The sequence below is a fragment of the Chitinophagales bacterium genome (assembly GCA_017303415.1).
In the GTDB taxonomy this organism is placed as follows: Bacteria; Bacteroidota; Bacteroidia; order Chitinophagales; family Chitinophagaceae; genus SpSt-398.
Genome location: JAFLBJ010000001.1, coordinates 2,259,250 through 2,271,841, shown reverse-complemented (window position 1 = coordinate 2,271,841; position 12,592 = coordinate 2,259,250). Strand labels below are relative to the sequence as shown.

The 12,592-nt window shown below is 47.7% G+C and carries 7 protein-coding genes; 5 read left to right on the top strand and 2 right to left on the bottom strand.

Annotation, left to right across the window (positions count from 1 at the left end; translation table 11 throughout):
• The first annotated feature begins 78 nt into the window (after positions 1-78).
• From J0M30_09785 to J0M30_09770, 4 genes are all read left to right on the top strand, one after another.
• Positions 79-1,611: an NAD(P)H-hydrate dehydratase gene (locus tag J0M30_09785; protein ID MBN8667780.1), complete on the top strand. Its 1,533-nt coding sequence runs from the start codon at positions 79-81 to the stop codon at positions 1,609-1,611.
• A gap of 107 nt (positions 1,612-1,718) precedes the next feature.
• Complete coding sequence (locus J0M30_09780; protein ID MBN8667779.1) at positions 1,719-3,941, top strand: sodium-translocating pyrophosphatase; 2,223 nt, start codon at positions 1,719-1,721, stop codon at positions 3,939-3,941.
• Between the two features lie 181 nt (positions 3,942-4,122).
• Positions 4,123-4,506, top strand: coding sequence for a BlaI/MecI/CopY family transcriptional regulator (locus J0M30_09775; protein MBN8667778.1), 384 nt, complete (start codon positions 4,123-4,125; stop codon positions 4,504-4,506).
• Positions 4,507-4,508: 2 nt separating this feature from the next.
• Positions 4,509-6,227 carry a hypothetical protein gene (locus J0M30_09770; GenBank protein ID MBN8667777.1) on the top strand — a complete coding sequence of 573 codons (1,719 nt, stop codon included), beginning with the start codon at positions 4,509-4,511 and terminating at the stop codon, positions 6,225-6,227.
• 19 nt (positions 6,228-6,246) lie between these two features.
• Here J0M30_09770 and J0M30_09765 read toward each other — a convergent pair whose 3' ends face one another.
• Positions 6,247-7,281, bottom strand: coding sequence for a type IX secretion system membrane protein PorP/SprF (locus J0M30_09765; GenBank protein ID MBN8667776.1), 1,035 nt, complete (start codon positions 7,279-7,281; stop codon positions 6,247-6,249).
• A 4-nt stretch (positions 7,282-7,285) separates the two neighbouring features.
• Complete coding sequence (locus tag J0M30_09760) at positions 7,286-11,596, bottom strand: PKD domain-containing protein (protein ID MBN8667775.1); 4,311 nt, start codon at positions 11,594-11,596, stop codon at positions 7,286-7,288.
• Between the two features lie 525 nt (positions 11,597-12,121).
• On the opposite strand from J0M30_09760, the gene J0M30_09755 reads away from it, so the two are divergent.
• The gene (locus J0M30_09755) at positions 12,122-12,568 is read left to right on the top strand and encodes an LEA type 2 family protein (protein ID MBN8667774.1); all 447 of its coding nucleotides are present in this window, start codon (positions 12,122-12,124) and stop codon (positions 12,566-12,568) included.
• The last annotated feature ends 24 nt before the right edge of the window (positions 12,569-12,592 follow it).

Genomic DNA, 12,592 nt, shown 5'->3' with positions numbered 1-12,592 from the left:
GCCGAATAGTCCCAGGAAGTACACAAAATCATATTGATTCTGGAAATAGTTTCCCAACTTTAAAGAAACGTATTTCCCATGAAGATCTACCGTGCGGAGCAAATCCGGCAGTGGGATCAATATACAATTACCCACGAACCTGTAGCCTCCATTGACCTGATGGAAAGGGCCGCTCAGGCCTGTCTGGACTGGATGGAACAGGAAGGTTTGCTGACATCCTTTCCACCGGTATTTATTTTTTGTGGCAAAGGAAACAATGGTGGTGATGGCCTGGCCCTGGCCCGGTTATTATTATCCAGAAAAATTCCCACCTCCACGTATATTCTTGAATTTGGTAACCTGGGTACTCCCGATTTTCAAACCAATCTGGCACGGCTACATCCACTCAACGGACATATTCATTTCCTTCAGGAAGAATCACAATTTCCCACTATACCAATCGGGACCCTGGTAGTAGATGCTTTGTATGGCTCGGGAATGAACCGTCCTCTTGAGGGATTGAGCGCTGCCCTCGTTCATCATCTCAATACATCCAATTGCCCCATCATTTCCATCGATATACCAAGTGGCTTATCGGTTGACCAGTCCTCAAAGGGAAACACCGCAATTTGGGCCACTCATACCCTTTGTTTTCAAACCCTGAAACCTGCCCTGCTCGTCCCGGAAAACGGGCTTCATGTTGGTCAGGTAACCGTATTGGATATCGGTCTTCATCCCGGGTTTGAAGAGACCACCACGCCTGCATTTACGCTGGTTACCCTCAAGATCGCCTCCGGTTTGTTAAAGAAACGCGACAGGTATGCCCATAAAGGAAATTTCGGTCATGCTTCCCTGTTAGCCGGAAGTACCGGGAGCATGGGTGCGGCTGTACTGGCGGCCAGGGCCTGCCTGCGGTCTGGTGCGGGGAAACTAACCTGCTATGTACCGGCTACGGGTCTGGATATACTTCAAATAGCGGTCCCAGAAGCCATGGTCAGGGTGAGTGGTTCCGGCAATGAGATCGAAGGTTACTATCCTTTGGCTGACCACCAGGGGTTGGGGATCGGACCAGCGATCGGGCTTGGAGAAAAACAAAGGGACCTGTTTCGGCAGGTATGTAATACCCATCTTCGGCCCATGGTCATTGATGCCGATGCCTTGACACTTTTGGGAAAATACCCTGAACTCTGGGAATTTGTACCCCGCGATTCCATCCTAACCCCACACCCGGGCGAATGGGAGCGGCTTTTTGGGAAAACCGCCAACGATTTTGAACGGATAGCCAAAACACGAGAGGTAGCTGAACGGCGGCAAATGAATATTGTTTTAAAAGGTCATTATAGCTTTATCGCCCTGCCGGACGGCTCAGCCTGGTTCAATTCCACCGGAAACCCGGGTATGGCCACTGCCGGTAGCGGCGATGTCCTAACCGGAATTCTGACCGCGTTACTGGCACAAGGCTATACCTCCGGGGAGGCGACCCTGCTGGGGGTTTTCCTTCATGGATTAGCCGGGGACATGGCTTTAGAGACCGGATCCGAACCCTCCCTGATTGCCAGCGACCTGATTGACCATATCGGTGCCGCCTATTCCCTGCTTACCAGTCCGGATGAGGGGATAATTGAGCTATAAAACCAATAAAAAATCGATCTATATTATTCTGAGCGCCAGCTTCCAATTTCGGGTTCCAACCCCTATCTTTGCCGTCCTTTAAAAAGTAGTTTAAGAACCACCTGTTTATGGATAAATTGATCTACGTCGTTCCCCTGATGGCCGTGATCGGCCTTCTCTACACTTATGTGAAATTCAAGTGGGTAGCTAAGCAGGATGCAGGCACCGACCGTATGAAAGAGATCAGCACCTATATTGCCAATGGTGCTATGGCCTTTCTCCGTGCCGAATGGAAGATCCTCGGTTATTTTGTTGTGATCGTGGCGATCCTGTTAGGGATCATGGCTTCGGCAAACCCCAGTTCGCACTGGTCCATCTCCATCGCTTTTGTCATTGGCGCTGTATTTAGCGCTACTGCAGGTTATATCGGTATGCGGATCGCTACCAAGAGTAATGTGCGTACGGCCCAGGCCGCCCGTACCAGTCTGAGCAAAGCCCTGAACGTATCTTTTACCGGAGGTTCGGTAATGGGACTGGGTGTTGCCGGATTGGCCGTACTTGGATTGGGTAGCCTGTTCATTATCTTAAAAATGATCTTTGTTCCGGATGGTGCTTCGGTAAATGGTCCTGAAATGGTCCGTGCCATTGAAGTATTGACCGGTTTTTCATTAGGAGCCGAATCCATCGCCCTCTTTGCCCGTGTAGGTGGTGGTATCTATACCAAAGCGGCCGATGTAGGTGCTGACCTCGTAGGTAAAGTAGAAGCCGGTATCCCCGAAGATGATCCCCGCAACCCCGCCACCATTGCCGATAACGTAGGCGACAACGTGGGTGATGTGGCAGGTATGGGTGCCGACCTTTTCGGATCCTATGTAGCCACCGTTCTGGCCACCATGGTACTTGGTCAGGAAACCATTGCCCATGATGACCAGTTTGGCGGATTATCCCCCATCCTGCTCCCGATGCTGATCGCGGGCGTAGGTATACTTTTCTCTATAGTAGGAACCTGGTTTGTTCGTATCTCCGAAAATGCCGGTATCAATACCTCTACTGTCCAGAAGGCCCTGAACATGGGTAACTGGGGCTCGATCGTATTGACCGCCATTGCTTCAATATTCCTGGTGCAATTCATTCTTCCCGAAACCCTGACCCTGCGTGGTCATGACTTTACCAAATGGGGTGTCCTTGGCGCTATCGCCGTAGGTCTGGTTGTGGGTACCTTAATGAGCATCATTACCGAATACTATACTGCCATGGGCAAACGCCCGGTATTGACCATCGTCCGTCAATCGGGTACTGGTCATGCCACCAATGTAATTGGCGGACTCGCTGTGGGCATGGAATCAACCATGTTACCTATCCTGGTTCTTGCCGGTGGTATCTGGGGCTCCTATTACTGTGCTGGCCTGTATGGCGTAGCCATTGCAGCAGCCGGTATGATGGCCACTACAGCTATGCAATTGGCTATCGATGCCTTTGGGCCAATCGCTGATAATGCCGGTGGTATCGCTGAAATGAGCGAATTACCTCCTGATGTTCGCGAAAAAACAGACGTACTGGATGCTGTAGGAAATACAACTGCAGCCACTGGTAAAGGATTTGCGATCGCCTCCGCTGCCCTCACCGCCCTGGCACTCTTTGCCGCTTTTGTTGGCGTAGCAGGTATTGATGGCATTGATATTTATAAAGCCGATGTATTGGCCTCCCTCTTTGTAGGAGGTATGATACCCTTCATATTCTCTTCTCTGGCAATTCAGGCGGTAGGACAAGCCGCTATGAGCATGGTGGAAGAGGTAAGACGCCAGTTCAAAACCATTCCGGGTATCATGGAAGGAACCGGAAAACCGGAATACGAAAAATGCGTGGCCATCTCTACCGATGCCTCCATTAAGAAAATGCTTGCACCTGGCGCTATCACGATCATCTCCCCATTGATCATCGGCTTTGTACTCGGACCCGAAGCATTGGGAGGATTTCTTGCCGGTGCTACGGTGAGTGGTGTGTTAATGGGAATGTTCCAAAATAATGCCGGTGGTGCATGGGACAATGCCAAGAAATCATTTGAAAAAGGGGTTGAGATCAATGGCGAAACCTATTACAAAAAATCAGAACCACATAAAGCCTCTGTTACAGGTGATACCGTAGGTGATCCGTTTAAAGACACCTCCGGCCCTTCAATGAACATCCTGATCAAGCTGATGTCGATCGTTTCCCTGGTTATAGCCCCCACCCTGGCCCAGGTTCATGGTACAGGTGGATCCCACCATGGCACAACCGCCAAAGAGGTAAAAGTGGACAAGATAAATGTGGAAACCAACCCGTCTGTTACGGTGCAATACCCGTCAAAATAACTCGAAGAGTCTAATCAGAACCATTACAAAGTCCCGGTGTTTCTACATCGGGGCTTTTTTTTGTAACCTTTTGACATTCCTTGCGTCATACCTTAATGGATGTTAAAAAATCTTAAATAAGGTTACCAAATATCCAGAATACGAAAAAACTCGTATATTCGAATTACAATTACTTACCATTATGTCAAACAGCAAGCATATAAAGCCCACCGAAAGTGAGTTGGAAATATTGCAGGTACTGTGGGACAAGGGCACGGCCACGGTAAGGGAGGTACATGAGGAACTCTCCAAAACCAAGGAAGCCGGCTATACCACGACCTTGAAACTCATGCAGATAATGAATGAGAAGGGTCTCGTGAAGCGGGATAATTCCATGCGCAGTCATGTTTATCAGCCTGCCGTGAACCGGGAAAAGACCCAGAAGCATTTATTGAATAAAATGATCGATTCGCTGTTTGGCGGATCGCCTACCCAGTTGGTCATTCAGGCCCTGGGAAATAATAAAACCAGTCCCGAAGAATTAGAAAAGATCCAGGCGTTATTGGATAACCTGAAAAAACAGTAAGCATGCCTGCTTTGCCAGCATCCAACTTTCTGCTTTCCCTTGGTTGGGCCATACTGAACAGTTTTTGGCAAATGGCCCTTATATGGGTTATTTTCCGGGCTGTGCTGTTCCTGTTCCCCAGGCTCCGGTCCTCTGTACGTACCGGAATCGCCACGGGTCTTGTTTTAGGTGGATTTGTTTGGTTCCTTTTCACTTTATTTACTTCCTTTGGTCAGGTTTCCGACGCCCGCCTATTTGTTGCCCAGTTAGGTGATGACAATTTGATCGCACAGGTGCGTGCTAATCTGTTGCCCCTTCTCCCCTATGCCGGAATTTTATACCTCGCCTTATTGGTGGTTCCCGTTCGGCAATTCATTATCAATTACCGGTATCTGCAGTTGATCCGTCAGCATGGGTTAAGCCGGATACAAGGGGAATGGAAAATATTCACAGCCCGCATGTCATCTTATATTGGAGTACGGAGACCCGTTCAGGTTTGGATATCCTCCTTGGTCAAGTCGCCTGTTACCGTTGGTTTTCTCCGGCCCATGATCCTGATCCCCCTGGCTGCCGTAAATCATCTGGATATGCGGCAGATGGAATCCGTTTTGCTGCACGAGCTCGCGCACATCCGTCGAAAAGATTATCTGTTCAACTTCCTGCTCACCATCATACAATCATTGCTTTACTTCAATCCTTTTGTTCGATGGATGATTCAACAGATCGAAGAAGACCGCGAATCCAGTTGTGATCAACTGGTGATCCAGTTTGGATACAATGCCCACTCTTATGCCACGGCGCTATTAGCTTTGGAAAAGGGCTGGCCAGGCGTAGAGAAACAGGCTCTTTCGATGGCCATGGCTGCCACTGGCGGCAACAGAGGCTTGATGAAAAGGGTCGAGCAGATTGTGGGGATACCCACTGTCAAAAAATGGTGGACACCGGGTCATATCGCAGGTATTTGTTCCGCAATCCTGTTGGTGTTATTCTCTCAGGTTCTTGTACTCCACACTCCTGCAAACGATAAAGCGCGAGGTCTTACGTTGCACGAATGGGTGGCGGGACATTTTACCTGGCCTTCCAACAAGAAAGAAATAAAAGAGGTGGAATTGCCAAAATCAGCACTGGCAGCGGTCCGTCCGGCAGCATTTACCGAAGCAAAAACACCCCTGCTCCAATCAACCAGCCCAGAAGCAGTCAAACAGGAATATGTCCGTTATCCTGCCTATAATGACCCTGCCTACCAATACGTCAGCTTCCGTGAACCTGTGGAGCCTGTATTGACAGCGGAGGAAGAAGCTGAAGTGGATAATGCCGTAGAGGTGTCACGTCGCCTTGTACAGGAGATGGAATGGGAAGAGATGCGCAAACAATACGCGGATGCCCTGACCCGATTGGAACAAGAGCGAATGAAAAAAGCACACCTGGCGCAATTCAATGCGCAGGATTGGGCCGACCTGGAGAAAAAACTCCGGCTTCAATATGAACAGATCAATTGGGAACAATTAAATGGGAAGCTGGATATGGCGATGGCCGGTATTCAAATGGACAGTGTGATCCATGAAGTAGCAAAAGCCCAGGAAAAGGTAAGGACACTCGAAGGGCTGATGAAATCATACGAACTGGCATCTATTCCCGATACGGATCTGAGTCTGGAAACATTAAAGAAAGAAGAAGAGAGACTACGCAAAGAGATGGACCAGCTCAAGAAGGTCAGGACACGTAAGATCGTTCGCCTTTAATCCCCTTTTATCTTCTGTATTACCAGCACCGCGGACAGGCTTCGCTGTATTTATTCCCGATCAGGAAACCGATCATGATCTCATGTGTGCCCCGGCTAACTGTATTGAGATTGGAGGTAGTTAGATCATACGCATAGCCAATATTAAACGTATTGCCTACGTTAACGCCTAACATACCTGCATATCCGTCTTCCAAACGGTAACTACCCCCTACCCAGAACAGGTCACGGTATTGCATTTTTACATTGGCTTCTACCTGAAATTCCCGGCGGGAAGAACTGCGTATATATTTGGTCATGATCGAAGGCACCATATTGATATCTTCCGTAAGCAGGAAACGATATCCTCCGGTCAGAAAAAGATGGGGCACAGCGCGGCCTTTCTCCACTATGGCCGCATCATCTACAAATGAAATATTCTGCGGAACCACCTGTTGGGCCGACAAGCCGATAAAATAATCGCGTGAATATAACCAGAGCCCGGCACTGATATCAGGTTTCAATTTATTCAATTCACCTGAGATAGCTGCACCGGTGGCGGGATCAAATGGATCGCCACCACCAAAATCCTGTTTGGTTTTATCGATACTTACCGTAGTAAATCCGGCAGAAAAACCAGCTGACAGGTTTGTTGTTGGATTAATCCCGATATGATAAGCATAGGAAGCATAGGTGGTAAACCGGTTAAAACTTCCGGTCTTGTCATTGATGACCGTCATCCCGATTCCATGATGCGGTTCAGCCGCGGTATAATTCTCCCAATAATATTTACCACGGGGGTTTTGCCCGGGGATGCTATAGGAAGTAGCGGAGGTGCGATAGTCATTTTTACCCAGTGGGCCATGCACGGTCAGATAGGCCGTTCGGGGCGCACCCGTTAAGCCCACCCATTGGTCACGGGCACTCATTTTTACATCCCAGTAATTCTCGATCCCCGTGATCGCCGGATTGACGATATAGGGATTCAAAATATACTGTGTATAGTGGGGCTTCTGCTGGGCCATTGCAGGAACCAGCCACCCACTCACGAATAAGAATAATAATCCTTTTCTCATTTTCTTATCTGATTACGTCCACATATCCGGCCATGCGTTTACGGCCGTTTTTCGGATCAACAATATAATAATAGGTGCCCACCGGAACTGGTTTACCATTGACAGTGCCATCCCATGGTGTGGTATAGCCTACCGACTTGTACACCAATTGGCCATACCTGTTATAGATCTCTACCGTAGCACCCGGATAAGTATCCAGGTATTCAATGACCCAACGGTCATGTACCCCGTCACCATTCGGACTGAAGATATTTGGTATAACCGGGCTTTTCAGCACTTTCACAAATACCTGGTCCTGATCGGTACAACCAAAATCGGAAGTTACCGTAAGGGTATATGTAATGTCATCCGACGGAGAAGCTTTGGGATCGGCAATCGTGGGGTTATCCAATCCGGTGGAAGGTGTCCAAAGATAATTGACCGGGAAGTTGGCATTTAATACCGGCGTCAATTGCACCACACCGCCTTGCAACAGGAATTTGTCGGGCCCTGCATTTGCCACAGGAACCGGATTTACAGGTACGGTTTGTTCTTTGAAATTGACACAACCATTTGTACCGGTAAAGGTGTATCGGATCAAATGTGAGCCGGAACCAGCGGTAGCAGGATTGAACAATCCGGTGGCAGAAACACCCGGACCCGTAAATACCCCCGAACCGGGTAATCCATTGATCACACTGGCCTGTGTCAGCTGGAAGGGCGATACATCCGCACAAACCCCATTTACAGGATCAAATACCACCTCTGGTGTAGCCAAAAGGGTAAAGGTCTTATCCAAGGGTTCGAGACAGGTGGCGCCCGAATAAGCGATCACCCGGATGGTAACATTCCTCGAAGCAGGTGTGCCAAATTCAGGATAACGGAAGGAATATTGTTTACCCTGTGTTGGGGTTTCATCCACCGTGAACAAACTCAGGTCATTGCCGGCATCCCAGTAGATCTCCAGCTTAACTATATTACCATAGCCCACCACATACGAGAGGTTCTCAATGGTGATATCCTGATTGCTGCACAAAGCGGCATTGTTCCGGATATTAAAGTCAGCCTTCGGAATCGCACTGTTCACATCAAAGGGTTTGGAAAGAGTATCCTTACACCCTTGATCTGATGTAACGATCAATTGAGCCGTATAACTTCCGGTAGCAGAATAAATATGCGATGGGTTCTGTTGGCCGGATGTGTTGGGGTTACCCGCCGTAGCATTGGCATCGCCAAAATTCCAGTTCCAGGCAGCGATGGATCCGGCTGAAATGGAGCTGGTATCCGTAAAGTTTACCGAAGGATCGGTCAAACATACCTCGGGAGCAATAAAACCTGCCCGTGGATTTACATGCACTGTAAGGTTATTACTTGTTACTGTGCTTACACAACCTTTATCCGTTTCCACCTGGAGGGTAACCGTATAAGGCCCTGTCTGGTTATAAATATGATTAAAAGCTGCCCCATTGGTCAGGACAGCATTGGAGGCATCGCCAAAATTCCATGACCATTTATTGATATTCCCGGAATTGGGAACTGAGGCATCTACCAGTGAAACATTTTTATTGACACAGGTAGCCCCACTGATCGAGAATTGGGCAGTTGGCAGCGCATTCACGGTTACATTCATTGTCTTGGTCGTGGACGGGCAACCGATCGCGGAGGTCGTAGTTAATGTAACTGTATAGGTACCCGGATTGGTATAAGTTTTGGAAGGATTGTTCACCGTGGAGGTTCCTCCATCACCAAAATCCCAGGACCATTGCGTTATTGAACTGTTTGGTGCGGTACTTTGATCCGTGAAATTAAATGTTCCACCCAGACAAACCTCCGCTTTGTCCACGGCGAAATTGGCTGTGGGTTGGGCATAGATCGTATTTAATAAACGAACACTGTCATCCACACAACCATTATTGGAAGTCACCGAAAGTGTTACCGTATAAGGTCCCGTTCCGGTGTAGGTATGGACAGGGTTTAGAATATTTCCGGCGGTATTACCATCCCCAAAATTCCAGGCATACGTAAAGGAGGCCTGCGAACCATCAGTGATGGAAGATTGATTGATAAAAGAAGCTGTACCCGCAGGCAGACAAACATTGGGCAATGCAAAACTGGCTACCGGGTTGGGGTGAATTATAATTGTTCGGGGGAACTCTTCACTCTGACAACCCGTGATGGTCTCCACTTTTAGTTTGACCACATAGGTGCCGGGTGTATTGTAAACATGTGTTTGATTCGCGTTTGTGGTTGCGGTCAATAAGGGTGATCCGTCACCAAAGTCCCAGTACCATTTAACCAGGGTACCGCCGTTAGATACAGATGAAGTATCCGAGAAGGTGATGGTCCGGCCTGTACAGAACGGAGCCGATGCGCCAAATTTAGCAATCGGTTCATCATTTAATATGACCGTTTTGGTCATCGTATCGGAAACGCAACCTACATCCGTGATCACACTCAATCGGGCATTATAGCTTGGCGCGGAGGCATATTTGTGTTTGGGGTTCTTGATGGAATCGATCTGTCCGTCACTAAAGATCCATGACCATTTAATGATATCACGTCCATCGGTATTGGTGACATCAAAGAAGGATACACTATCCGACACACAACCATTGGTTGTAAAATTAAAGTTGGCGGTGGGCGGAGCAAAGACCTGCAGGTCATAATCAATTTCCTGTTCCCCGGTACATCCATCTCCCGTAGGGTTTTGCACCAGTACTTTAATAGGGAAAGTGCCCACCGTATTCGCCATGTAAGGGGTCGGAAGTTTATACCTGTATACGGTACGTGTACCGATCACCCAGGTAGAATCGGCTACCGGACTGTTCAGGGTCACATCCGGGAAAAGTCCATTGAACTGCCACCGGATGGAGGTAGGCTGATAAGGGAATACAATGGAGAAAAAGAAAGGGGCACCCTTACAGGCCGCAGGAAAATTGACCGTGGCATAGGTATTTTGCGTCGATACAAACTGATAGAGGTCACGCACATTTGTTCCGGCCGAATAGGCGTAGGATTCAAAGTTTCCAAGACCATAGGCAATGGCATTGAAACCGCTATCCGCCGTTAACCGAAACGAAGGATTGGCCAGGTTACTCAGGTTTTCAACCAGGTAAGAATAGCCGGGTGCGCCAGGCATGGGTAAAAAGTTCGAAACCGGAGGAACGTTATTAATTCGAAAACTTCCGGAAGCTGCCGTTTGGATATATACCGACAGGTAACGTTGTGAAATCTGTTGCAGCGTGGATGAGAATATCGTAATGTCATTGATATTCTGCTCCACCGGGTTCAGGACCACCATATCCGGGTCACCCAGGTCATTGCTGGCATTTGCCGCATCGGAACTCATCATATACTGCATGCAACTGACCGGTTTACTTGCCGTGATCAGAAAGGCAGTGTTCACAGGAGCCGGATTCGCAGACGAAGCCGGGTAAAACTCACCGGCATTTAAGGTAATAATCGGTCCTGAGCCAATATCAATATCCGTGTTATCCTCCGAAGCAATTACCCGATAGTGAAATCCATTGGGGTTATTGGCAAAAGGAATCACCCCAAAACTCTTTCCCCAGGTATTGACAGGATACAATTGCTGATATAAGGGGTCATAAGACCCGCCCATTTGAGCTCCATTTCCGATCGCCAGAGAGGAGCTACCGGAGAATACAGCGATCTTTTTACAGGTCTCTGATCCGATGGCAATTGACTCCACCAAGGTTCCCGTCAGGTCCTGGTCATCCTGGATCTGAAGCACATCCCCGGGATTGGTCAAGACCATCGTGGTAGAAAGTGCATTGAGTACCCCATTTCGGCGCAGGCGGAATCGGACCGTTGTATTCGGTTCCACCGCTATGACCTGAAATTGGGACTTTGACCCCGAAGTACTGTTTTGGTAAAAGGTGGCAACAAAGTGCTTCTTCCCTAATACATTCTCCGGCAGGATCAGGGATGCCGCGGAGCGGAAACCCGCATAGATATGGGCGTAAACCACTACGGGTGGTTTACCCGGATCCACCAATACATGGATGCCTTTATTCACGACAACCCCGGATTCTCCGAAGTTGATATGGGCATTGCTGTATGGGATATTAATGGGGCCAGCCACCTGGTTGGCATTCACCGTAAAGGTGGTATTGAACCCATTTACGGATATGGTTCCCGAGGAATTCTTATCCGAAGTGATGAACAAAGCCATCTGTGCCTGGTTGGCGCCCGAAGGGGTATGAGACGGAAAACAAAGCCAAAATTCTTTTCCTTTATTGGAAAAATCCTGGGCAAAAAGCGGGGTCAATGCTGCCGTGCAGAATACGGCAAACAGCAAAAATCTTTTACTCATGCGTGTTTCAATGTCCTGAACTGTCCTGAAATGAGTCCCAAGTTAACAAAAAGATAGTATAACCTGTAGGTAAAACTACTATTGCACAAATGGACTGTATGCCAGTTGATTGAAGAAGGTTTTGAAGTCCTTTTTCAGGTCATTTCATGTACCTTTTTTTGTATATGAAATACGATTGAACATAAAATTTCAAACATCCATGCTATTATATTTTAAATGAGCATCATAGAGCAAATAAATATACATTGTTGAATACAACAGGAATTTGGGTAAAATGAAGGAAAAATCGGCACTTTATACCGTTAATTTTAGTTGAAACAAATATTCTTAATCATTGATTATGTTTATTTTAATTCAAATTTGTATTTACTAATATATTTGGTTTGATTTTTAAATTGGAATTCTATAAAAAAACCAAGAAAATTAGCCAGCTAAAAAAACATGGTCCCGGGAACTATTTCTTAAATCCTTCCCAATCCTCCCCTTTCCTACCCGGGCTATTTATTTTTCATGCAGATTTGTATTATGAAGCGATCGTTTCCCGTACTGGTTATTGTGCTCTTCCTGGTCTCCTGCCGAACGGCCAAACCACCCGACTATCAGGGCATATCCAAATTCAAAGTCCACTCCATTGGTGCCACAGAATCAGTGATCCGGTTTCATCTGGATTATTTTAACCCCAACGGATTTGGGGTGACCATGAAGGATGCGGAGTTCGATGTGTATGTGGAAAATGAATACCTGGGCAAAGCCAGACTGGAAGAAAAAATAAAGATCCCGGCAAAATCATCCTTTAGCATCCCTATCCGGATGACCGCGGCCTCAGGGTCCCTGCTAAAACATAGCTTCGCCATGTTGATGAATACGCCTCTTCAACTAAAGGTTGAGGGTACGACAAAAGTGGGGAAAGCGGGTTTTTATAAAAAATACCCGGTATTTTTTGAGGGAAAACAGGAAGTTAGGGAAGATTGAAGAGGATGTTGGATGGTGGATGTT

What these genes read in the sequence shown, in the direction of transcription:
- J0M30_09765 (MBN8667776.1), bottom strand. Translation starts at nt 7,281, where the DNA reads ATGAGAAAAGGATTATTATTCTTATTCGTGAGTGGGTGGCTGGTTCCT.
- J0M30_09760 (MBN8667775.1), bottom strand. Translation starts at nt 11,596, where the DNA reads ATGAGTAAAAGATTTTTGCTGTTTGCCGTATTCTGCACGGCAGCATTG.
- J0M30_09775 (MBN8667778.1), top strand. Translation starts at nt 4,123, where the DNA reads ATGTCAAACAGCAAGCATATAAAGCCCACCGAAAGTGAGTTGGAAATA.
- J0M30_09780 (MBN8667779.1), top strand. Translation starts at nt 1,719, where the DNA reads ATGGATAAATTGATCTACGTCGTTCCCCTGATGGCCGTGATCGGCCTT.
- J0M30_09755 (MBN8667774.1), top strand. Translation starts at nt 12,122, where the DNA reads ATGAAGCGATCGTTTCCCGTACTGGTTATTGTGCTCTTCCTGGTCTCC.
- J0M30_09770 (MBN8667777.1), top strand. Translation starts at nt 4,509, where the DNA reads ATGCCTGCTTTGCCAGCATCCAACTTTCTGCTTTCCCTTGGTTGGGCC.
- J0M30_09785 (MBN8667780.1), top strand. Translation starts at nt 79, where the DNA reads ATGAAGATCTACCGTGCGGAGCAAATCCGGCAGTGGGATCAATATACA.